Source organism: Pseudoalteromonas sp. S1608 (assembly GCF_005887265.1).
Taxonomy (GTDB): Bacteria; Pseudomonadota; Gammaproteobacteria; order Enterobacterales; family Alteromonadaceae; genus Pseudoalteromonas; species Pseudoalteromonas undina.
This window is the reverse complement of sequence record NZ_PNDK01000004.1, coordinates 97209-120412: the sequence shown is the minus strand read 5'-3', so window position 1 is coordinate 120412 and position 23204 is coordinate 97209. Positions and strand designations below refer to the sequence as shown.

The window sequence follows — 23204 nt, the reverse complement described above, 5'->3', positions numbered from 1 at the left end:
TCATTTCCTTAAAATGGCTTTTTCAGGAATATGAACTGTGTAAGAAGGTAAAGACGAAGGTATATACGTTCCTTTCCTATAAAAATAAGTTTCCCTTAATGGTTTATCGACATCACCCTCCCCCTTACAAACACCATTGTCAATACAGGTAGATCCACCGATGTACTCTATGATACTAATACGACTAACTTTTGAATTTAACATAATAGAGTCAATTCCAATATGCTTATTGCCAGCATGAAACGCATGGTACCTATGCATAAATGCAACAATTCGGGAGCCTTCTTCTAACTTTAAATTTTTATTTAAAATATCTGCCCACATATGGTTTCGTTCGATATGAGAGTCAGTACATGAACCGGTGTCTGCTTGCTCCCAATTACAACGCCCGTCAATCTCATCCATCATTTCAATAGGCATATCTAAAGGAACAATTTTCATCCCTAGAGAATTAGCCGCTTTTACTAACTCCCCATATCCTGTGCTTGAAGCATTAGTCCAATTCCATTTTGATTTGAAATGCTGTTTGATTACGTCAAATCCCTTACCAGTCCGCTGATAAAAATCTATTTTGTCCTTTATTCTTGTAGGTAGCATTTCCATTGCAAAATGAGTGAAGCCAGCAGCCTTAAGCTGTTTTAAGGCCTTTATAGCCTCATATTTATAAGATACTGGGTTATGGCTCGACTCGGCAATAATAACTAAACGCGCATTGCCGGCCATTGTTCTGTAATTTACATCCGTGTTTATTTTATTCATTATATTTCCTTATATTTGAGAGTTTATAGGGCAGCTTAGCACTTATCTAAATACTAATGGCTAACCACTTTTACGAGAATGGGCTCAGTAGCTACCTGAGCCTTAATTTAATTACTAGCCAAAGGCGATATGAGGTGAAACTTTTACCGCAGCAATTACTAGTGTTTTAAGTTTTTCTAACATCCAAGTTAAAGCTTTTTTTACCCCTGCGTAAGTTATATCAACAGCAACAAATGGCTTTCCTACGAAGTTGAGTATATGCCCGATTAATCCTTTACTGTCTTCAGCAAACTTAGTTGACATTTGTGAAATTTCGACAATTGACCGAGCTAATAAATCATAAATTGTTAAAACACCTGATGTGCCTATTTGACCCATAATACTTGCTAACTTACCGCTCTCACGTAATAAAGTGATAAGGGCACTTGTGATTTTTTCAGACCAATGTGCATTAAAAGAAGCATGATGGCGGTTATAGTACTTCAGACGTGTCATCGTTAAGTTAGATATCGAGCCTTTCTGCATACTTTTATAGTCAGGGTAACTAGCTGCAGTATTAATATAACCAGGTGCATTACCAGCCATTTTATGCGCCGCCCCCGTTAATGAAACACACGTACTTAGCCTATACTCGCTCCCCGCATGTACAAACGGCCAAACAGGAACCATAGCTACAGGGTCGCTACGATGAACAGCCCTATAAATGCCATCTAATCTTGTCTCTGTTTTAATTGCAAAAGGGTTGAGGCCTACCCTTGGAGATCCAAAAGTATAAAGTTTTACAGGCACCTTATATTGAGCTTTAATCCAATTAGCTGCTAACGTTGCTAAAGCACCACCAAGGCTATGGCCAATACAATGAACAGGGCGCCCTCCTGCCTTACTCAATATTGCTGCTAGTTGCGGTTTAATAGTTTCAAAAGTACGATTAAATCCAGAATGCACCGGTGTCCAGTTTGGGCCAACGGTAACACCACAGTGTAAATCTGTTAACGCATCAGCAAGTCCAGCAGTACCCCGTATTGCTATAACTATCTCGCCCGCATGGTTACCGGTACCTTTGCCTACACCAAAAAAGCCAAAACCAGTAGATTGGTTCAATACATGCTCTGCTGTTGTGCCACTTACACCTGTTAGTGTTGATGTTTTTGAATCAAATGCAAAATGCTTACTAATAATTGGATTCGACTTTATTTTTTTTGACTGATCACCAGCCGCCGAAACCGCAATGCTTTTGTACGCAAAATCAGCCAGCTGTGCCGCTATGCTAGGAGATAAAATTTTCATGTAAAATCCTTTTATTATTTAAAATCTTTAAAGTAATCCGTATCGTCGTCTTCAGTTTCATAGATTTCAAAGTCACTTTCCCATCTACAAATAGTCGAGCCATAAAAATCTAAATTTTCATGAGCATGGTTAGGAAATATAAAATCCACATTAGGTGATACTAAATCAGCGTTTAGACTGCTTAGCTTTTGCTTATACTCATCGGGCTCATCAATACCACGTAGCTCACTATTCCAAAGCTCATACTCTTCACCGCCATGAATTGCAGTAATAAGTTGATAAGTAACTTCATGGGAAAACATATCACCGGGTATTTTTGACTCAACAACAACTTCTGGCATATTAAACGTGCCATCGGAAGCTGTAATAACCTGATCTTCTTTTTCAATTTTATGTGCAAATTTGAGGCTGCGATTAATTAAAGCACCTTCAACGGGATTGCCGTTTAAAGTAATAATCCCTTTAACTTCAGAGCACATGTGCACACTGTATTTTTTTATTAAACCAAACATAGTGGTTTTAACCTCTGTATTCATAATTTTTCAAAATGAAAAGTTTTTACTTAGTAAAACTACTATTTAAATTTACATGTTATGTCTTTTAAAATAGGAAAAATATAGCACTAGGATCTATTGCTCTGCTATTAACTTGATGAAGTTCAAAATCAGCGTAAGCACTTAATCTATTACTCTTTAATAAAAACTTGATGAGTTTTTATAATACTCATTCATTATTCAATCGTTCAATTTCATCAGCCAATTCTTGATCCCAAGAAAAGTCGATATTGAATTCACCAGTTGGCTTCAAATTGAATACAGCACGATTCCACTTGTTTGAATCATTTTCAGTTGTAATTTCATGTAGCTGCTGGAAATCATTTACAATTTTTCTATCAAAATTTCTAAACTTAAATGAAGTGAAATCATTATTATTTTGATGAAACCCGCCTTTCATCTTAAGTGCATCGTCTCCATAATACTCTACTTCAATTACAGCTTTTGACCATTCTTGACTGCCTATATTTACTAACATATTTTGTGCGACACTGTTATAAATATCATCAACGTTCATTTAATTTAGCCTCCTGGTTTATTCTTAAAATTCACAAACTCTTCAACACCGTCAATCTCATAAAATACATCAAAGGATGACGGGCGTTTGCTATCATTCTCATAAATAGCTCGAATCTCAACCTCTACACTCTTTGGCGGCTCTTCTTTTAAAGCCTTTGCCCATTTATTCTCCATGCTCTTCCAAGCACCTTTATTGAGGTTGCCATCCATAGCTGCATAATTTATTTGTTCGCCTGGTCCATCAAAAATAGAGGCTATTAAATGACCGCCTTCATCTTTATCTAGTCCATCTTTAATACCATCTAGCTTACCAGCTTTAGCTTGTTGGTATGTATTTCTATCTGCTTTTGATAAGTCCAGTTTACCACTTACTGAGTTTACTCGTCCAAGCTCATCAGTCGCGTATGTATAATTACCAACTTCATACTTAGTATTTGGCTCTAACTTACCATTGAGAACTTTATTCCAACCACCTTTTTTACCTGGATCTAGCTTTATGACATTATCCAGCTTTTTAACTACTGGCTCTAGAGCTTTGTCTGCAAGCTTCCCAGGTATCGCGGCTATTGCTACTGTCGCGACACCTGCGGCAGTGATACCTTCGTCAAACATACCAATTAAGGCATCGGCAACATCTGCGACACCTTCAACTGCCCATTCTATCGGAAAAATACTTACTGGTTTTAAACCTTCCTCTTGTGGTATTGAATTCAGATTATCCTTAATTTCCTTAGGCGTTAATTGCCCGTCTTGAGCTGCTTTAAATAATTTTTCAGATAGTTTTGGACTTATGCACCCAGAAGCTACTCTTGTATCTAACGCTTCTTTTAAGCTCTTCTCACCCTCTTCACACATCAATCCAAACGGATCTACCCAATTCACCGGGTTCGGTGCATATTGATAATGGTTTATTCCACCCACTAGCCCAATCGGATCTTGGTTTATAAACCGTTGTTGTTTGGGGCTGTAATAGCGGTAGCGGTTGTAGTGTAAACCGCTTTCTTCATCTAAATACTGCCCCTGAAAGCGGATTGGTTGAGTAAAGCTATTTGTAGTACTTACCTCTGACTCTTCATATCCATAGACATCGGCTTGGTTTTCCCACACGACTTCTGCTTTGTTATTAGTAACAAAACGTGGGGTATTCAGTTGGTCTAGGTGGTAGTAGTACACCTCACCTTTTTTAATCAGCGCTACTGGGTGAAATTGATTTGGCAGGTTGATGTACCAGGTATATTCACCGTGTTGGTATTCGCCAATTAACTGGTCGTTATCCCAAATGTAGTCAATCTTACCCTGCTCGGTGTGCTTGGCGATACGACGACCGAGTGGGTCGTAGTCGTATTGGGTGAGCGTGCCGTTGTTGTTAAAGCAACTTAGCTGATTAAACGCGTTATATTCACGGCGGGTTTTTATGCCTTTACCGGTTTCGCGGATTTGGTTACCAAACTCATCATAATGAAAGTCGCTATCGCCAAAGTGGGTTAAACGGTCTGCATCAGTGATGCCTGTAATGACATCATCATTATCACTTAAATCACTAGCAAGTGTTGTTGTACTTGAATCACTATACTCACTGTGAAGCACGTTATTTGTGTTAGCTAACTGGGTACTTTCAACATTATTTATAGTATCGCTAGCATCACTTGGTTTAGCATTTTGTTGCTCGGTTAATTCATCATTTTTAACCGCTGACTGGATAACTGGGTTACCAAAACTATCCCACTGGTATTGGGTAGTTTTTGTGTTCTCACCACTTGCTAGATTTTGTTGAATTAACTGGCCAAGGCTGTTGTACTCAAAATTAATGTTATGGCTGCTAACGCCTTCGTTATCACGAGCAATGAGCTGGTTTACGCTGTCGTAATTGTATGCACAGGTATCAAATAGTGCTTGCGCAGGATGGGTTAACTGCTGCTGTGTTAAGCGGTTAAATACATCAAATTGTTGGGTAAGGATTACGTCATTACCAAACTTTTGCGTTTGGATATTACCTTGACTGTCGTAGCTAAGCTGTGCAAGTTCAACAGCTGTGCTATTAGCTTGCTGTAAATGAATAGCACTTAGCTGACCAAATTTATTGTAACTATATTTAAGCGTGCTTGAATCTGGCAAGGTCAGTGATTGCCTTCTGCCGTAGTCGTCGTAACTGTATTTTAAGGTATGCGCTTGTTGCTGATTATGTACTTGCTCAGCACGCAGTAACCGCCCACCTTTATCAAACTGCTGCTTTAAAGTTGATTGTGCATTATGCGCACGGGTAATTTTACCTTGCAGGTTATAGCTGTAGTAATTGGCGTTATTAACGATGTGAGTATCGGTTGCCAAACTTGCATGTTGCGCAGTTACGCGGCCTAATTTATCACGCTCTATTTTTACATGGCGTTTATCGCTTTGTGTAACCGAGGTTAAGCGGTTGCAAGCATCGTATTTATACTGCTGCAGCGTACCGTCAAACCCAGTAACTTGCGTTGGGTTTTCGTTTGCGTCATAACTTATGCGGTATATATGGCCGTCGCTGCGCTCAATGGCAGTTAAGTTACGCTCTTTATCGTAGGTTAAATGCAATGCGCTGCCATCGGGCTGAATAACACAATGTGGCTGACTTAGCCCTTCAAAGTGTTGCTCGGTGGTATCACCCTTACTGTTTTGCGAGCTAATTAACCGCCCTGCATCATCGTAACTAAAATATTGATGCTGTTTGTTCTCAGGGTCTTTTTCGTCAAAGGCAATAGTTTGCGCAAGCTGGCCGTGCTCATTGTATTTATATTGAGTCAGCAAACCTGCGTTATTAATGGTGGCATTTACACGGCCTAAACTGTCGTAGCTATAACGAATAAGCTCATCGTTATGGTGCTTGGCTAAAAGCTCGCCTTGCTCGTTCCATACAAATTTAGTGACTTGCCCATCTTTATTTATGTGTTGGGTTAATTGGCCAAATTTGTCATAGCTGTAAAGTACGGTACGACCGTCGCCAAAGGTTTCACTTTGCAGCAAACCCGCCACGCTATATTTACGGGTAATGGTTTGGCCATCAGGCAAGGTGGTTAATACACGCTGACCCAATTGGTTGTAAGCAAATTTAGTGACACTGCCATCTGGCTGCGTTATTGATTCTAACTGGCCGTAAGGGGTATAACTGTATTTTATTTCACTGCTATCAGGTTTTATTTCAGTAACTTTTTGACCTTGTGCGTTATAGCGGTATTGCCACACATTACCATTTGGATCGGTGTGCTTAACTAACTTACCTTGCGCGTTATGTACAAAGTGTTCTTTATGCCCACGCGAGTCTATACAGGTTGTTTCACCAGCGTTTAAATTATATTCAAACTGATATGTATAGGTGTTGTTATCGCCCCATTGTTTTATACATTTAGCACTTGATGAGTAACTGTCCCATTCAAAATGATGGCTAAAACCACTGGCACGAGTACGCTTAGTTAATAAGTTAGCGGCGTTATAGCCATAATGCTCTGTTTCACCTTGCTGATTGGTCGCGCGAACGAGGTTTTTGTTTTCATCATAATCATATTGCGCAAGTAACGGCGTAAGTAATACTGGCTTGTTGTTATCACCTGTACGATAAGCTGAAATGTTTGCCAGCAATCCTTGCGGGTTATATTTTAAAATACAGCCACGCGCTTTATTTACCTCAACGCGATGCAAGCGCTCTTTAGCATCGTAATAAAAACCAATACTTTGGCCTTTTTCATTAATAACTTTTTCGAGCAACCATGAGTTTTCGCCAGCTTTAAACGTAAGATGCTGATCATCTGGGGTTACCAATACTTGCTTACCATTAGTTTGGTAATGCAACGCTAAATTACTGCTTAGCTGATAGCTCGATTGCCCCGGTTTTACTTTTTCAAAACGGTGTTTAGCGCCATGCTCATCTTGGTATTCTAACCAGTAGGTGCCTTTTTGTTTTGGGCCTACTTTAGGTGGCGGTAAATAGTGCTCAGTTAGCTGCACCATAAAGTCATGTCGCCAACCATTCCCCATTACACTGCATACATCCGCATGCGATGAACGGTATAGGCGTCGCCAAATTAATTGTTTACTGCCTGCCAGGGTGAAATCAATAAGCGGCAGTATTTCTTCACCCGAAAGCATAGAAACCGGATCAGAGCGGCACTCTTGTTGGGTGATTGGTTCTTCACTTGGGGTATTATTACTTGCACCGCCACTGTTTTTAGCCGGCGCTTGAGAGGCACTTTTACCTGAGGCTGTTGAACTGCTCTTACTACTTGGCTTTTTACCTGCTGCGCCGCTATTGGTGTTATCGCTTACCTGAATGGCCGACTTAGCTTTTTGGTGATAACAACTAATTTTATCTGCAACCAAAGCTTGGGTTAATACACTTGCGGTTTCACGGGCTGACGCACCGCGCGAACAGCTCACTCCTGCAAGGTTAAGCAAGTTAATTACGTCTAAACGTTTAGCGGCGTCGCTAGTAAGCGCACTGCTTACTTGCGCAATTTGATTCTTGGCACTTTCCGGCGTGTTAGCTGCTACAGCAACAAAGCCCGACGGCGCTGAACCTTTACCAGCGACGAGACAAATTGGGTAACTTATTCCTTGTAAAACAACGGTATTACTTTGCATTAGCTGTGTACTTCCTCACTTATCCATAAGTATGATGCTGCACCTTGATGCTTAGCTTGCTCCTGTGAAAGCATTAATGCATGACTAAAATGCTCAACAATTGCAGGGCTTGTGGTTAATTGGTACAAATTAACCAACCCTTCTAGTGCGCCTATTTTCCCTAATTTATAATTGGGTAGTTCGTAATAAGTGTGCTCATCAATTAAGCTAGTAAGTAGCTGTAAATTGTTTAGCCAACTATCATCATCTACCCCATTTCCTGGTGCAAAAATTAGATCTATCTTATTCTCTGTTTTTTCAGCTAATCGCGTAAGCATACCTGCTAGCTGATTATGTTTGCTAAAATCAATTGATGCTGCAATTTCATGGCTTACCTGCGACCACCCATAAGGCACCATTTCAACTACAGCCAACGCGCCACCTACACCTTGATAAACAAACTGCTGCTGTTTATTTGCTTTAAAGGTTGCATCTAAAGCAATTACATTAAATTTTTGCCATTTTTTTTCACCAGCCAAAGCTATAGCAGAGTGCGCGGCTGTTGCACCATGAAAAATAAGCTCATTGCTATGAGCGGGGTATAACTGTTGTAAGCTCTGAGTTAATAACTGTTTTAGCTCATCTTTAAATGATAACGCTGGAAGTAACCAAATCATCGGCAATGTGCTGTCTGTGACTTCTGCCATTAATTCTTTAGATTTAATTATGCAATCGTAAACACAGGCATCCCAAGACTGCCATTGCAGTTCATTAAAAACAGCACTGTTATCGTCAAATAATAATGCATCTACGCTGCTAATATTTGGGGCAGAAAAGCATACCATCTCTATTGAAAATGCACTCATAATACCACCTCGTCCTGAGCTTTATTGGCAGCGAGGTGTTGATAATAGCGATATAAGTTAAACACCCCTTGGCTATAGCTATCCATGGCTGATAAATAAATGGCATTAGGCACTTCATCAAGAGGGTGTCCTGCAATCAATCGTAAACTCGACATGGCGGTTTCATATTTAGGCCAGTTATGTTTTAACTGCTGCTGAAAATCTATTAACGCGTTTTCATCGCCTTGCCAAGCAAGTCGTTGAATATCGTATTCCACTAGCTGATCGAGTTTATCACCTAACATGCGCCTTATTAGCGCAATAATTAACGCGGGTTGCTCTACCTGTTGTAATAAAGAATTGGCTAAAACAATCAGTTTTACAAAACCGCTTTGTAATAAAATATGCAGTGTTTGATCAACCGATAAGGTATTACTGGCATGATTGCTTAAGCTGTTTACTTGCTCAAAATTTAATGACAACAAAAATAACGACATTATTGGGGATAGGTGGGCTTGCTCAGTTAGTGCATCAAAAATAGCCGTTAATATCTGTATATCCTGGTGCTGCGCAAGGCTGGTAATTTGATTTATAGTGACCAGGGTTTGCGGGGGAATTTCATCATCAGCACTGTAAGCAAAAAACAGGGTGTTTAAATTTAATAGCCGAATTAAGTTAAAGCTATGCTGTTGAATAACCACTTTATTTATAATGATTTTAAAAAAAGCACTAAGTGCTGGCTGATTAAGCAATTCATTTATAAATATAATATTCTTATTTTGTGGCAAGTTAGCCATAACTTCAATACATGCTTGGGCAACTAATTCATCGTTTTTAGTGTTAGTTATTATTTCGACTAGTTGCTCAGTAGTGGGCAATTCAAAATTATTTTTTTGATTATTGTTTTTTGCGTTTATCCAGCAGCTTTCTAATAGAGTTTTTCTTAAATAACGAACATGACCTACACACGTAAACGGGCACAATTGAGCGTTACTAATTTGTAGTAATTGTGCTTGATGCTCACTTAAATAGGTCGCTAGCAAGGTTAGCCACCAATTAAAACAGTTGGGTTGCCAACAACGATTTTTCCGCCGTGGCCACTATCATCGCCCATTCTGGCAGCGGGTTTACCATTAATTTTAACGCTCCCCGAGCCTGTTTTTACGCTATCTGGCGGGCCAATACACACTATCATGTCGCCTTTGCGCGCCGCGGGCATGCCACCTATTAACACATTGCCAGAGCCGGCAACTATAGGTCCACCCACATGTGGCACTTTAGCGGTCACTTTAGGGCATACATGCATATGACCAATTGTAGCAGCGGGTTTACCCATTTTGACTCCTTGTCGTATCTTTGCTTGTTTATGAAATACTATTCATACAGTGGAATAACTAGTAGCTTGTTAGTCGTCACTAATAGCGAAATTTCTTCAATTAGCTCATCTTTACTGTGATCAGCAAGTGCCACAGTGCTTTGAGTTGCATATTGATATAAATTTGAAATTACATTTTCACTATTAAGTGAATCACTTAAATGAATAAAAAACTGCTGTGCATAATAGCCATTCATTGCTTTTAAATGACTTAACGCAGGGCTTAGTAATGGATCATCTGGCCTATTTATTGGTAAACACACTAAATGCGGTAAACCATAACGGCAGTAAACAACGTGCCCGTTATTTGCAATGCCGTTTCTAAACCCTGATTGAAAGTTATTGACTATTTCCATCATTAATTTAACTTAATTACACCAGCAGATAAGGTAATGGCACTGCCATCTACTTTTACATTACTGCCTTTAATATCAATGTTTGTTCCTTCAATAGTGATATTGCCACTACTGCTCATTTTAATTTGTGCAGAGCCTGTTTTTATCACTATTTCGTCACCCGCTTCAATATTAAGTGTTTTACCTACTTTTAAGGTGTCGTTTTCACCCATTTCCGCAATACGGTTTTTTGTAACGTTAAGATTGTCGTTATTAAGAATTTCAACATTACGATCGTTATCTATTTTTTCGTTTTGATCGTTTTTAACGTAAAGCTGTTTATCTTTTTCGGCTTGCATATACACAAGCTCGCTGCCTTTTTTATCCTCAAAGCGCAGCTCATTGAAATTATCTGCTCCACCTTCTTTAGTTGAGCGAGTTTTAATACCGCTTTGCGTTTTTTCGCCCGGTAAAGCGTACGGAGGCATTAAGTCTGCGTTATAAACAGCACCGCTTATAATAGGTTGATCTGGGTCGCCATTAATAAAATCAACCAAAACTTCTTGTCCTACGCGAGGGAAGAAAAATGCGCCCCACTTTTTGCCGGCCCAGTTTTGTGCAACTCGGATCCAACATGAACTTTTAGAATCTTTTTTACCTTCACGATCCCAATCAAATTGCACCTTTACGCGGCCATATTGGTCAATCATAATTTCATCGGCGCTATCACCCGTTACTATGGCTGTTTGTACGCCATTGATAACCGGTTTCTTTTTGCTCACTTGCGCTCTGTATGGAATGTCTTTTGGCACACATTCAAAGTGGTTAGAATACACTTCATCACTTGATGATTGTAAAGCGCCTGATTGGTTTGGTACTACAATCGAAGTCATCATCGAGGTAATGGCAAAGGTTTTACCTTCAAGGCGTGGGTCTTCATGTTTTTTGAAACTAAACAGTTTACCAACAGAAAATGAGCGGCAGTCACTACGCCCGCTTGAGAGCTTCATATCTCTTTGTAGCGACTCTAATTGTACAGATGCCAAATTAGCCGCGCGAGGATGACACTCTGCTTCTGCTGTATATTCAAAAATTTCTGATACCGATTGCGTAGGTAACTCGGCATTTGCTTGCTCTGCATCAGGGTAACGCGACGGCTGTTTAAAATCGTAACCTAAACGCTTAAAGCTTCCTGGCGCTAAGCTTAATCCGCCTTGCCAACGCGAAACATGAGATTCGCTTAAATGGCCAGTTGAATGAACAACTTTAGCCTCACCACATGTTTCATAGGCAGTGATATCATCTGCCAAAACTAATGTATGGTTGCTTTTTGTATGCTCAAAGAAGTAAAAAATACCTTCGCTTTGTAATAAGCGTTGGATAAAGTCAAAATCTGACTCTTGATATTGCACACAGTATTCGTATTTGGGGTAGGTTTTACTGGTTTTGTCTGAAAAAGCCACATTGTGTTGGCCAAACAAATCAGCAAATATATCTTTTATTGTTTTCTTTTGGAAAATGCGGCTATTCTTGCGATTACGCATAGAAGCGGCAAAAGGCACAATGGTGGCTTGATAATCAATGTAATTTTTTTGTTCATCAACGTCCGCAGTACGACTGCCGTTAGAAACAAGCTGACTCACAATACCGTGATAATAACGCTCTCCCCCACCTTCGGCATTTTTTACCTTTATCGATACCGGCTTGCCAACCAGATCTTCATGTGCAATTTGTTGGCCTATGGTGTACATATTGACCGACATAACAAACAAATCTGACATGGCTTCTTGTGCAACGAAGCGCGTTAAATAAAGGGCGTCTTTACCAACAGGGGTACTAATTTGAATTACGTTTTTATCTTGTGTTGCTTTTTGCATTCCTTGCTTTTCCCATCCTGAAGATCAAAAAAAGCTCTGAGCATAAGCCCAGAGCTACAATCGGGTAACAAATATTACATTTGTTGACCTTTAACACCGCTGTAACCATATACTAGTGGTGCAGTGATGTTGTTTTGATCGTCAGTAGGTGTAACAGTCATCATCATTTCAGTGTAGCTGATAGTGATTGTTTCAATTGGACGGTCGTTTTGAACAGATACTGAGTAGCTAGAGATCATGGCATCGGTAAGTTCGATTTTCATGATTTCTTCAACTTTATCACCTTGTTTAGTGATATGAAAAACAGCAGGTAGACCCTTACCAATAGTTGCTTCTTTGAAAAGATCCGGAGATGCTTTATCTTGAAGCTTAGTAATAGTCACGTCGCCTAGACGAGTAGAGCTAGATTCACGATCCATCGCTGTACCAGTCGCTGAGCTAATTTCACGGCTAACGTTCCAATCTAAAGATAAAACTGTAATTAAATCTTTGAAAGACTCGGCAGTAGTTTCGCCTTTGATTGAACCGTATTTTAAATATGTATTTGCTTGCATTTGATAATGCTCCTTTTTATTAAACAATATTATCCATTATGTGGATTCGTTTACTTTGGTTACCCAAAATTCCTTGAAATCATTATCTCTAAAACAGCAATGAAAAGGTCTTCAGAATTCCTTTCCCTAGATGAAGACAATGTCTCAAAAATTCCATGTTTCTATATAAGACACACGAATTATAATGCTCTAAAACTAAAGAAACAACCATAAAAACAGGTTATTTTAAATTAACTTTAGTTAGCTCAATATCAAACTCATTATCCTTAATTAACAATGAGATAGATGTCACTTTTTCACCATCGACCATGCTCGAAAGCAAAATTTCAGACAATAGTGGTAGTACTTTATTCTGTAATATGGTGTGAATGTTTCTTGCACCCGAACCGGCATTTTGACAATTAGCAATAATGTGCTCAATCACGTCATCGTTATACGTTAATTGCGCATCATAATGCTTTTTAACACGCTTAATAATTTTGCTAATTTGCAGCGCTGCAATTTGGGTCAGAATTTCATCACTTAACGGAATATAAGGAATAACGTTAATGCGCCCTAAAAATGCGGGTTTAAATGCGCCTAATAAATCATCTTGTAATGCTTTTAATAAACCTTTAATACTCGGCTTACTTTCTTCATCTTCAAATAAACTCATTGTGGTATCAGTACCCACATTTGAGGTCATAATAATGATGGTATTTTTAAAGTCGATATCGCGACCTTCGCCGTCCTTAATCGTACCTTTATCGAATACTTGATAGAAAATATCTTGCACGCCTGGATGGGCTTTTTCCATTTCATCAAGTAGCACCACACTGTATGGTTTTCTTCTTACTGCTTCGGTTAAAATACCGCCTTCGCCATAACCAACATAACCCGGAGGTGAGCCAAGAAGTAATGACACTTTATGCTCTTCTTTAAACTCAGACATATTAATAACTGTTACGTTATCTTCACTGCCATATACTTCTTGAGCTAGTGAAAGCGCGGTCTCTGTTTTACCAACACCGCTTGGGCCTGCCAGCATAAATATACCATTAGGGCGACTCTCGTCTGCTAGCTGAGCACGGGAGGTTTGTACCACTTTAGCCATAAGTTCAAGCGCATGATCTTGGCCAACTACGCGTTGTTTCATTTGCTCAGCTAAATTTAAAATGCCATGAATTTCATCTTCATGCATTTTACCAACAGGAATACCAGTCCAATCAGAAATAACCTGTGCAATCAACTCTTCATCAACTTGCCAATGCACCATATTATGTTCGTACGAGGCTAACTTAAGCTTGCTTTCTTTTAACTGCTCAAGTACTTCAGCAGAAGAGTCTGCATCGTTGGTGTTAATCGATTCTAGCGCTTGGTTTAACTCGGTAACTATATCCTTCTCAACATTGAACTGCTCATTTAATGGTTCCAGTTGCTGTTCAATCTCAACTAGTTCAGATTTAAGTGCTGATAATTGTTCGCTGTGATCTAAACCGGTTTTTTGCTCACGATTTAACATTAAAACTTGCGCTTCAATTTCACTAAGCCTGTTAATTAACTGCTCAATCGCATTAGGGGTCGATGCTTGACTCATAGCAACACGAGCACATGCCGTATCTAACAATGCAACGGCTTTATCGGGTAGTTGTCTGGCAGTAATGTATCTGTGCGATAGATGCACTGCACTTTCAAGTGCTTGCTCTGAAATAAACACTTTATGATGTTTTTCCATCACAGGAACTAAGCCACGTAGCATAGCAACCGCTTTTTCTGGTGTTGGCTCTTCAACTTTAACCACTTGGAAGCGACGTGTTAGTGCAGCATCTTTTTCAAAAAACTTTTTATATTCAGCCCACGTTGTTGCTGCAATAGTGCGTAACTCCCCTCTTGCTAGAGCAGGCTTAAGTAAGTTGGCAGCATCATTTTGACCCGCTTGTCCGCCACTACCAATCATAGTGTGAGCTTCATCTATGAAAAGAATCACAGGATCAACAGCGTTTTTAACTTCATTAATTAGCGACTTCAAACGATTTTCAAATTCACCTTTCATGCCCGCACCCGCTTGCAGCAAAGCCAAATCTAGGCTGTGCAACTTAACGTTTTGTAATACTGCAGGTACATCTTTTTGAGCGATTCTTAGGGCTAGTCCTTCAACCACAGCGGTTTTACCTACACCCGCTTCACCCGTTAATATTGGATTGTTTTGACGACGTCTAGTTAAAATATCTACCATCTGACGTATTTCGAAATCACGACCTAAAATTGGGTCTATTTTTCCTGCTTTTGCTTGAGCGGTTAAATCTACGGTAAATTGATCTAAGCTTGGTGTTTTAGATGAACCATTTGCAGGTGTTGTAGCACTTGCAGTGGTGGTATTACGTTCTTGCGATTGGGCAACAATTTCAGGCCATGCATGTAGTAGTTGTCCAGGTTCTATATTATTGAAAAGCTTGCTACAACGCGTTACTAAACTAGACAAGGTATCGTCTTTTGTAAGCGTATAAATAACGTAAGCACTGCGAATTTGCTCATCAGTAAATTCTATACTGGTGCTTAACCATGATTGTCTAAGTAAAGTAGTAACATGTACCGACAGACTAGGCGACGAATCACTGCCCGTTTTAAATGACTCTAATGATTGATTTAAATCTTGCTTTACCTGATCAATATCAATATCGAAAGCACCGAATATGAGTCTAACATCGTCTAGTTGCTGCTCAATCATAGCTAACAGCCAATGCTCTAATTCAACCGTAAAATGGCTGCGGCTATTACAAATTGCGACCGCTGCTTCTAAGCTCTTTCTACAATCTGGGCTTAGTTTCTCAACTAATTTGTTTAATGTCATCGTTGACATACACTGTTCCTTTTAATTTTAATTATCCTTTAAACGATAACTTAGTAGGGTTAAATTTAGGGGTGTTTTTACTCGCCATTAAAAAGCTATTTGCGCCTAGTTGGCATTCACTTTTTGACAGCTGCACCGCATCAAGTTGTTGAAAATCTGACTCAATAACAAGTCGAAATGAAATAGCATTGCCGGCATAGTCTTTGACAATTTTTTTAGCTAATTCAAATAACTTGCCTTTAGGTAACAAGGATTTTGCTTTATCAAAATCGCGGGTACTGATATGGATCTCGATATTAGAAGAAATATCCCATATCTTTTTACCAATTACCGTATCAACACCTAAGCGGGCATGTTGTCCCTCATAAAGGCGTTCACTTGCTAAACATGTTTGCTCTTGTGGCTTCAAATCGTGCCACTTACCTATCATTTGTTTAATGACAACATCACAGCCAAGATATGAGCTCAGTACACTTTTTAAATCAAAAGCATTGCGAATTTTTCGGCTATAAAGGCCTGAAAAGTGCAACTGATGTTCATCATAACCGCCGCTTAAAAGCCCTAATATTTGCGTGTATGGGTCTTTGTTTTTATCTTTATTTATATGATTTAAAGACGGTTTATATTTTTTCCACGCTCGATAATATAAAGACACCAAACGGTGATTAAACATGTCGTAAAAGTCGCGCATGGTTGTATCTTTATAGCGAAGACGCTGCATCACCAGTTCGCTATAAAATTGAGGCAAAGCGCCCGAGCAACCCGTTAGTCCCATAAAAGAGATCTGCATGTTGACTTTATGTAAGCCATCCTCAAAGCTTGCTTGTTCTAATTTTGTGATAGCGTTACCTGGGTAACCAAATTTTTGAGTTGCGGTAAACTTAATTAACTCTTGCTTTGGACTACTGTCATACCCTACGTAGCGATACTCCAAGCCATGCTTTTTCAGCTGGTTTTCTATAATGAAAACTGCTTTATAAAAGTCAACTTGTGACGCTTGAGAAATAATATGTTGGATCATATTAACGGGCTTTCCCCAACTCGCGCAGGCCATTGGTAATACACTTGCTCTTGTTCTTTTAGCCTTAAACTAACGCGAGTAAAGCTATTAATTGCTGCAAATTGCGCAAAGAAATGATCGAGGATAGAGGCAAAGAAAAACATGCCACTACCTGAAAAGTCATCATTGGCGAAGGTAATTTCAATTTCACTTCCCGTTGCAAAGCTTACTCGCCCTTTTTGCACAACACGAGCCGTTGCGGGTTCTACAACCACACGGTAAATATTATCAATAAGGCCTTTTGTTTGCGGAGATGCTCTAAAGTCATAAAGGCGTAGCACTTCTTTAAGCTTATTACATGCATCATCTCCACTAAACGCGTCGAGCGTTAAATGATTAACTAATTGCCAACGAGTTGCATCGGCTAATATCGGTCTAACTGCATGAGTAAATGGAATTAAACATCTAATTTTTTTAATTACATCGCCGCGCTCTGGCATTAATAAGCCTAGCTCATCGTCTCCAAAAGGCATGCTCGCAGGGAGGTTTCGATTACTGCAATTAGCACGTACGGTTAGGACCGTGTTCCCTTCAGCATAATCCATAGCGCTATTTTCAAATCGTGCATCTACCAATGATAGAAACGATTCGGTGCCTGACTCAACATAACCCCCTGCCCATGAGGCAGTTTCTCTGCGGATATGCCAAAACAAATCATCGTGGCCTTGGTATCGTGGATGCGTTTGTCCATAAAACGGACAAACTATTTGTTTATTTCCCTTATGGTCAAAGGCAATTACTTCTGAAATACCAATTACTTCTGAAATCTCAGAGTCCATATAACGCGGCGTTAATTGGTATTCGTATTCGCTCAGCTCAGGGCGAATAGGTTCTAATTCTTGTTCAAACATATTAATTATGGGCGTACACCCCATCAAGAACATGTCTTTGTCTACTTGCTTTTCAAGCTCTGAAGATTCAGCATCAAGATAAATATACACTGTGCATTTATTAGAATTTTTAGGCAACGATGAGTGAATATTTTCAAGTTCAAAAAAACGAAACTTTTCAGGAAAGGTAAAGTTTTCGACGAGTAAGCGATAGCCGGCACTTGATCGCTGCGAATACGGTACAACCGCTTCATTTGCATCAAAGCCAACCGCTTTAAGTTGAGTTTTAGAAAGGTACTTTATACCCTCATCACCATTATCAAAAGCAATGCCAATAGCGTGCTTAAACAATAATTCATACACTTTAAGCGTATGATGCCATTGGCCATTTATAAATAATCGTAATTTTTCCAGCCCAGTTTCAGCCAGTGATACACCCGGGTATTCACCGGTTAGCTCAAGTTTGAAAATTGACTTTGCTTTCTCATGCCAACGTGGTTTTGGTGCCACAAAAGGACTGTTATCAAATTGCGCACTGGTAATTTCAACAGGCCATAAGTAAGTTTCATAACAGGTTTGAAACTTACATTGCTTCATTGACTCAACATTGGTTTCAACTTCACTCGCTCTTGGAATGACTACTCCCGTGGTTGAGAGGTTTTCAGCCTCTAATTTAACCACCGACATTGAAGGAATAGGCGCTTGATAGTCAGGTAACATTTGCCCTAATAAAGCATCAGTAAGCTCAGGAAAGCTATCATCTAACTTTTGCCTAATATTAGCCGTTAAAAATGCGAACGATTCAATTAATCTAGATACATGAGGGTCTTCAATATGATCATCGCTTAGCTTTAATCGCCCTGCAACTTTAGGGTATTTTTCAGAGAAGTCTTTACCCATATGACGAACAAACGCCAATTCACGATTGTAATATTTTAATAATTCATCGTTCATAAAGAAGCCTCAATAATCTTCATCCCTAAGTTCACAGGCTCAACTTCAGAGTCAAAGCTAATAAACTCTGGCTCTGGATCTGCATATAGTAAAGCGTTTATTCGCAAGTTTAATACTCTATTTACGGGTACTTCATCGTCAGTAAATACCTCAACTTCAATGAACCGAGGCTCAAATTTCAAAATTGTATTTCTAACGGTTTCACATAGCAGTGCCCGCCCTTCGTGAGAGCTCACCGACATACTCGAAAAGTCAGGCAAACCATACGATAAGCAGGATGTTGCTAACTCTGCATATTGTGCTGGCCACGTGTGCCATTGAATTCGCGCATTTAGCAGCGCTTCTATGTCTCTGCGCACATTTTTTCTCAGCTCACTAATGCTGATCCCCTCAGTACGAGATGGGGCATCCTGAAAGTCTGGCTCATCGTCAATGAGCCTATCTAAAATGGATGCTTGAAGCTGCTGCTTATGCTCTATCATAATTATTTACTATGCTTACTCAGCTGTTTCTAGGGCGTTTATTTTAAGATTTGGAACAGTGATGGCTTCATCGTTAACAAACAACATTTTCATTCCTTTGCCTACAATAAATTCGTCTTGAAGTTCTTCCCAATCAGATACTTGGCCTAGCTTTTCTAGATCTGTATTTGAGTTTGCGTAAACCAGTGGCAAGTGAGCGGTGCCCGATGGGCCGTCTTTAATAGTAATTTCAACGCGTAACCAAATACTCTCTAATAATGACGTTACAGGTTCTACTTTTAATGTTTCAATTTCATTAAAGTTAGCCAGGTAAAACTCGCCATTCGTGCCTAGCACTTCTAAATAAGGACTTAAGCTATCATCTAAATCTCGAATTGCTGATTGCTCGTCTTCAACACTCTCCAAGCGAAGCGCTTCCATTTGTTGTGCAAGACTGGCTGCTTCAGATGTTTCACCTTCAAGCAAAGCAACATGCATTTCTAAAAACAAGGTATCTAGCTCATTGGCTTCATGAAAAAGTTTAGGAATACCCTTACCTTGATAAAAATCTACGCGCGATTGTTGGGCACGAATTAAATGTCTAAGGTTAACTGCACCTACAGCAAACTCTGGGTTCTTTTGCACCATAAAGTCGAGTTGTTTGTCTGCTTTTTCAAGCTCGCCATTAATGCAAAGTAATTCAGAATAAATACTTCTAATGTCAAAATTTAAAGGCTCATCCTGCAACTCGGTAGCGCAGCATAATAAAGCATCAGCAAGTTTTCCCTCGCGAATTAAACTGTGTATTTTTTTCATGATTATTCCTTTATTTTATGATGAGGACTGAGCTCTGTTATTAACTTAATACTCGAGACCATTTGGTCTAACTGAAAGTGGGGCTGTAACTGCAAAACCGAAAAGTAATGCCCCGGGTTTGCTTTATTTTCACTTACTTTTATTTTTGCATTACTCAGTGGATATTTGCTTCTAATATGCTCAGACGCGGAATCTGATGCAGTAGTGTAGTTATTTATCCACGCTTGTAAGTCTCTTTCACAGGCCTGTGCTGTGCTATAAGAACCGACACGATCGCGGGCTAATAATTTTAAATAGTGCGCAAAGCGCGATACACACAAAATGTATTGCAACATAGAAGATAAGCGCGCATTGATATTGGCAGCACTTGAATCGTAATTTTTTGTTTTTTGAACCGATGCATTACTGTAAAAAACAATATGCTCCGTATTTGTAACCGAAGAAGCTGGGATAAAACCGAGCTCAGAAAATTGCTTTTCAAACTTACTGGTTACTAATAAATCAAGTGGCGGCTTTGCCTCTTTTTGATAGGTATCGTTTGCAAAGCTATCACGAGCAAGCCCTGTTACTAATCCCTTAGAGACTTTACCTGGCTCTATACCACGAATGTGACCAAACCAACCGCTATCGCAGTAAGCTCTAATTATTGTTGATACGAATTGATACGCTGCACTGCCCCACAACATATCTGTTTCTGGATTTTTTATTTGTTCTTTGAAGTAAAAATCTTGATGGCGTTTGCCATCATTAACATAAGGCGGCCTGACTAATACATGAGGCAATGTAAAGCCCATGAAGCGGGCTTCTTCCATTTTTCTAAAACTTTGCCATTTTATATATTCAGGCTGTTCAAACTGATTAAATAAATCAGAGTAATAACCTAAATCTGAAAAGCTATCAGCACCAAATAAATTAGCCGATGCCGAACATATAAAAGGAGAAAATGCAGCCGCTGCCGTTCTTGATACCTCTTTTATGGTATCAATATCGTTGTAAATAGTGCCTGCTGAGCAACCATTACTAATTTCGTAATCACCAATTACAATACCAAAAGGCTCGCCTCCGGCACTGTCAAACTCGTTTTGATAAAGTAACTGAAAAAACATACTTTGATCAAAATCAATCGCTTTGTTCACGTCTTTTGAGAGCGTTGACCAATCACAATTGAGCAATTTAACTTTTACTTTTTTTTCTTTGTCTTGTTGCTCTGTTTGTAATAATAACCACCATAGATTACGCCAGCTAGCTTCTAAACGTTGAAAGCTATTAGCATGAATTATGTGGTTGAGTTGCGATGAAATAAGCTGATCGAGTTCAATAATTACACGTTGTAAATAAGGACTTAAAGACTCCTTATTCCAAGAAAGGGGAGAATCAGAAGAGCCTTCAAGCCATAACAATAACGCTTTATCTAGGTTTTTTTCATTTAAAAACCTATCGAGCAAAGCGTCATTATCACTAATTCGAGACTGTGACTTTTGTTGAAAAGTGAAGTCTTGATTTATAAATGAAAACTCTTCGTGATTCATTCTATTGCATCATCCTTAATGCGAGAGAGCGGTATTATTAACCGATCTCTGGGATTTTAGCTACAAGACGTAAAGAAGACGTTAATTCTTCCATTTGTAACCAAGGTTTCAACCAAGCAACAGCGTTGTAGGCACCAGGTTGACCTGGGATCTCTTTCACAGATACTTTTGCATCTGCAAGAGGGTAACGTGCTCTAATGTCTTGACCACCGCCCTCTGTCGCATTTACATATGACAGGATCCAACGGTTTAACCATGATTCAACGTCTTCAGCTTCCATAAAGCTACCAATCTTGTCACGTGCCATTACTTTTAAGTAATGCGCAAAGCGAGAAGTTGCCATTAAGTATGGTAAACGAGCTGAAATAGCAGCGTTAGCCGTGGCATCAGGCGTTGAGTAAATTTTTGGTTTTTGACAGCTTTGACCGCCAAAGAAAACAGCATAATCAGTATTTTTATAGTGACATAGAGGTAAGAAGCCTAACTGGCTTAACTCTGCCTCACGACGATCTGTAATGCCAATTTCTGTTGGACACTTAAGATCTGGGTCACCATCATCACTAGTAAATATGTGAGTCGGTAAACCTTCCACTTTACCGCCACCCTCAGCACCACGAATAGCAGTACAGAAACCGTATTGAGAAAACGCAGCGGTCATGTTAGTTGCCATAGCGTATGCTGCATTACTCCAACAGTAATCACCATTATCAGTGCTCACTGAACGGCCGTCTTTTGGCTCAACTTCAAACTCTTCGTAGTTGAACTCTTCAACTGGTTTTGACGCTGCACCATAAGGTAAACGCGAAAGGAAACGCGGCATAGTAAGTGATACAAAGCGTGAATCATCGCTGTCTCTAAATGAGCGCCATTTAGTATATTCTAATGATTCAAATACTTTTTCTAAATCACGTGGTTTAGTAAGCTCTTCCCAATTATCAAAACCAAATAAAGACGGTGAAGAGGCAGCAATAAATGGACAGAAGCCAGCTGCAGCCACATTAGACATTAAGCTTAATGTTTCAACATCTTCAGGGTGATTAGTAAATTCAAAGTCACCTACGATAGTGCCATATGGTTCACCACCCGGAGTACCAAATTCAGACTCGTAAATTTTCTTGAAGGTTTGGCTTTGATCAAACTCAACAGCTTTACTCAAATCTTTATGTAGCTCTTTTTTCTTCATGTTTAAAACACGAATTTTTAATGTAGAACTTGTTTCAGAGTTCATCACTAAGTGGTGTAAACCGCGCCATGAGCCTTCAAGTTTTTGAAACTCATCCGAGTGCATCACCACACTTAGCTGTTTGGAGATTTTTTGATCGATTAACTGAATAGCTTCATTAAACGTCACAGTCATGTTTTTATTCCATTGAACTGTGCCTTTTAATGCTTCTTCGGTTAATGTTTTTAGTAACTCTTCAGCACGGCTCGACTCTGTTTGTTTAGTCGCACCAATTGCTTGCTCTAATAGTGAAGAACTTACTTCTGATACCGATTCTGATTCTGTTGCTAATTGTTCAGTGCTCATTTATCAGTCTCCTCTAAGTTAAGTTCTTTAGCCATCGAGTCTAAGCTTGCTGTATTGCTTAATACTTCTTCGAGTACATTTTCAAGCTCTTCTGAACGGTCAATTTTGGTCATCAAGTCACGCAGCTTGTTGCGCGTTTCCATCAATTTGCGTAAAGGTTCTACTTGGTTTACAACCGCAGCAGGCTCGAAATCGTCAATCGACTTAAAGTTCAAGTTAACTTCAAACTGAGAACCATCATCCGTTAATGTATTGTCTACTTTTAAACGCAGAGAAGGACTCATACGTTTTAAAACATCATTAAAGTTATCACGATCAATTTGAATAAAACGTCTATCTTTTAGTGGTTTAAGTGCTTCTGTGTTATCACCAGAAAAATCACCCATTACACCTACTACAAAGGGTAATTCTTTTTTTACTGCCGCGCCCTCAGTTTCCACATCATAAGTGATATGTACTCTTGGTTTACGAACTCGTTTTAACTTATCATGGATACTCATTGAG

The 23204-nt window shown here is 39.4% G+C and carries 19 protein-coding genes; all 19 read right to left on the bottom strand.

Annotated features, from left to right (window positions below; all coding sequences use genetic code 11):
• The 19 genes from CWB75_RS03170 to tssB all read right to left on the bottom strand — a co-directional run bounded on the left by CWB75_RS03170 (position 1) and on the right by tssB (position 23200).
• Positions 1-759 carry a TraB/GumN family protein gene (locus tag CWB75_RS03170; protein ID WP_024602678.1) on the bottom strand — a complete coding sequence of 253 codons (759 nt, stop codon included), beginning with the start codon at positions 757-759 and terminating at the stop codon, positions 1-3.
• A gap of 114 nt (positions 760-873) precedes the next feature.
• Positions 874-2046 (bottom strand): lipase family protein, encoded by a 1173-nt coding sequence (locus tag CWB75_RS03165; RefSeq protein WP_090493398.1) that lies wholly within the window; start codon positions 2044-2046, stop codon positions 874-876.
• Positions 2047-2060: 14 nt separating this feature from the next.
• On the bottom strand, positions 2061-2582 hold the full coding sequence (locus CWB75_RS03160; protein ID WP_138569870.1) for a DUF6795 domain-containing protein: 522 nt from the start codon (positions 2580-2582) through the stop codon (positions 2061-2063).
• 187 nt (positions 2583-2769) lie between these two features.
• Positions 2770-3117, bottom strand: a complete 348-nt coding sequence (locus CWB75_RS03155; RefSeq protein ID WP_138569869.1) for an immunity protein YezG family protein — start codon at positions 3115-3117, stop codon at positions 2770-2772.
• A 5-nt stretch (positions 3118-3122) separates the two neighbouring features.
• Positions 3123-7727, bottom strand: a complete 4605-nt coding sequence (locus CWB75_RS03150; protein WP_212750897.1) for a DNA/RNA non-specific endonuclease — start codon at positions 7725-7727, stop codon at positions 3123-3125.
• The gene (locus CWB75_RS03145) at positions 7727-8572 is read right to left on the bottom strand and encodes a hypothetical protein (RefSeq protein ID WP_138569868.1); all 846 of its coding nucleotides are present in this window, start codon (positions 8570-8572) and stop codon (positions 7727-7729) included. The genes CWB75_RS03150 and CWB75_RS03145 overlap by 1 nt, the downstream gene beginning before the upstream one ends.
• On the bottom strand, positions 8569-9594 hold the full coding sequence (locus tag CWB75_RS03140) for a hypothetical protein (RefSeq protein WP_138569867.1): 1026 nt from the start codon (positions 9592-9594) through the stop codon (positions 8569-8571). The genes CWB75_RS03145 and CWB75_RS03140 overlap by 4 nt, the downstream gene beginning before the upstream one ends.
• Positions 9595-9596: 2 nt before the next feature.
• Positions 9597-9887, bottom strand: coding sequence for a PAAR domain-containing protein (locus tag CWB75_RS03135; protein WP_010389361.1), 291 nt, complete (start codon positions 9885-9887; stop codon positions 9597-9599).
• Between the two features lie 38 nt (positions 9888-9925).
• Positions 9926-10285, bottom strand: coding sequence for a hypothetical protein (locus tag CWB75_RS03130; protein ID WP_054201386.1), 360 nt, complete (start codon positions 10283-10285; stop codon positions 9926-9928).
• On the bottom strand, positions 10285-12138 hold the full coding sequence (tssI, locus tag CWB75_RS03125) for a type VI secretion system tip protein TssI/VgrG (protein ID WP_054201387.1): 1854 nt from the start codon (positions 12136-12138) through the stop codon (positions 10285-10287). Before tssI ends, CWB75_RS03130 begins: the two co-directional genes overlap by 1 nt.
• Before the next feature lie 74 nt (positions 12139-12212).
• Positions 12213-12692, bottom strand: a complete 480-nt coding sequence (locus tag CWB75_RS03120; protein WP_010389365.1) for an Hcp family type VI secretion system effector — start codon at positions 12690-12692, stop codon at positions 12213-12215.
• Positions 12693-12912: 220 nt separating this feature from the next.
• Positions 12913-15531, bottom strand: a complete 2619-nt coding sequence (tssH, locus tag CWB75_RS03115) for a type VI secretion system ATPase TssH (RefSeq protein ID WP_138569866.1) — start codon at positions 15529-15531, stop codon at positions 12913-12915.
• 22 nt (positions 15532-15553) lie between these two features.
• On the bottom strand, positions 15554-16543 hold the full coding sequence (tssG, locus tag CWB75_RS03110) for a type VI secretion system baseplate subunit TssG (RefSeq protein WP_054201389.1): 990 nt from the start codon (positions 16541-16543) through the stop codon (positions 15554-15556).
• Positions 16540-18366, bottom strand: a complete 1827-nt coding sequence (tssF, locus tag CWB75_RS03105) for a type VI secretion system baseplate subunit TssF (RefSeq protein ID WP_054201390.1) — start codon at positions 18364-18366, stop codon at positions 16540-16542. Before tssF ends, tssG begins: the two co-directional genes overlap by 4 nt.
• Positions 18363-18848 carry a type VI secretion system baseplate subunit TssE gene (tssE, locus tag CWB75_RS03100; protein WP_010389371.1) on the bottom strand — a complete coding sequence of 162 codons (486 nt, stop codon included), beginning with the start codon at positions 18846-18848 and terminating at the stop codon, positions 18363-18365. Before tssE ends, tssF begins: the two co-directional genes overlap by 4 nt.
• Positions 18849-18863: 15 nt before the next feature.
• Positions 18864-19643, bottom strand: coding sequence for a type VI secretion system accessory protein TagJ (locus CWB75_RS03095; protein ID WP_138569865.1), 780 nt, complete (start codon positions 19641-19643; stop codon positions 18864-18866).
• Between the two features lie 2 nt (positions 19644-19645).
• Positions 19646-21172, bottom strand: a complete 1527-nt coding sequence (gene tssC / locus CWB75_RS03090; RefSeq protein ID WP_010389374.1) for a type VI secretion system contractile sheath large subunit — start codon at positions 21170-21172, stop codon at positions 19646-19648.
• Positions 21173-21209: 37 nt separating this feature from the next.
• On the bottom strand, positions 21210-22700 hold the full coding sequence (gene tssC / locus CWB75_RS03085; protein WP_010389377.1) for a type VI secretion system contractile sheath large subunit: 1491 nt from the start codon (positions 22698-22700) through the stop codon (positions 21210-21212).
• Positions 22697-23200 (bottom strand): type VI secretion system contractile sheath small subunit, encoded by a 504-nt coding sequence (gene tssB / locus CWB75_RS03080; protein WP_010389380.1) that lies wholly within the window; start codon positions 23198-23200, stop codon positions 22697-22699. Before tssB ends, tssC (CWB75_RS03085) begins: the two co-directional genes overlap by 4 nt.
• Between the last annotated feature and the right edge of the window lie 4 nt (positions 23201-23204).

Bases quoted from the DNA above. Each gene is read 5' to 3' on its own strand.
- CWB75_RS03170 (WP_024602678.1), bottom strand. From the start codon at position 759: ATGAATAAAATAAACACGGATGTAAATTACAGAACAATGGCCGGCAAT.
- CWB75_RS03165 (WP_090493398.1), bottom strand. From the start codon at position 2,046: ATGAAAATTTTATCTCCTAGCATAGCGGCACAGCTGGCTGATTTTGCG.
- CWB75_RS03160 (WP_138569870.1), bottom strand. From the start codon at position 2,582: ATGAATACAGAGGTTAAAACCACTATGTTTGGTTTAATAAAAAAATAC.
- CWB75_RS03155 (WP_138569869.1), bottom strand. From the start codon at position 3,117: ATGAACGTTGATGATATTTATAACAGTGTCGCACAAAATATGTTAGTA.
- CWB75_RS03150 (WP_212750897.1), bottom strand. From the start codon at position 7,727: ATGCAAAGTAATACCGTTGTTTTACAAGGAATAAGTTACCCAATTTGT.
- CWB75_RS03145 (WP_138569868.1), bottom strand. From the start codon at position 8,572: ATGAGTGCATTTTCAATAGAGATGGTATGCTTTTCTGCCCCAAATATT.
- CWB75_RS03135 (WP_010389361.1), bottom strand. From the start codon at position 9,887: ATGGGTAAACCCGCTGCTACAATTGGTCATATGCATGTATGCCCTAAA.
- CWB75_RS03130 (WP_054201386.1), bottom strand. From the start codon at position 10,285: ATGATGGAAATAGTCAATAACTTTCAATCAGGGTTTAGAAACGGCATT.
- tssI (WP_054201387.1), bottom strand. From the start codon at position 12,138: ATGCAAAAAGCAACACAAGATAAAAACGTAATTCAAATTAGTACCCCT.
- CWB75_RS03120 (WP_010389365.1), bottom strand. From the start codon at position 12,692: ATGCAAGCAAATACATATTTAAAATACGGTTCAATCAAAGGCGAAACT.
- tssH (WP_138569866.1), bottom strand. From the start codon at position 15,531: ATGTCAACGATGACATTAAACAAATTAGTTGAGAAACTAAGCCCAGAT.
- tssG (WP_054201389.1), bottom strand. From the start codon at position 16,543: ATGATCCAACATATTATTTCTCAAGCGTCACAAGTTGACTTTTATAAA.
- tssF (WP_054201390.1), bottom strand. From the start codon at position 18,366: ATGAACGATGAATTATTAAAATATTACAATCGTGAATTGGCGTTTGTT.
- tssE (WP_010389371.1), bottom strand. From the start codon at position 18,848: ATGATAGAGCATAAGCAGCAGCTTCAAGCATCCATTTTAGATAGGCTC.
- CWB75_RS03095 (WP_138569865.1), bottom strand. From the start codon at position 19,643: ATGAAAAAAATACACAGTTTAATTCGCGAGGGAAAACTTGCTGATGCT.
- tssC (WP_010389374.1), bottom strand. From the start codon at position 21,172: ATGAATCACGAAGAGTTTTCATTTATAAATCAAGACTTCACTTTTCAA.
- tssC (WP_010389377.1), bottom strand. From the start codon at position 22,700: ATGAGCACTGAACAATTAGCAACAGAATCAGAATCGGTATCAGAAGTA.
- tssB (WP_010389380.1), bottom strand. From the start codon at position 23,200: ATGAGTATCCATGATAAGTTAAAACGAGTTCGTAAACCAAGAGTACAT.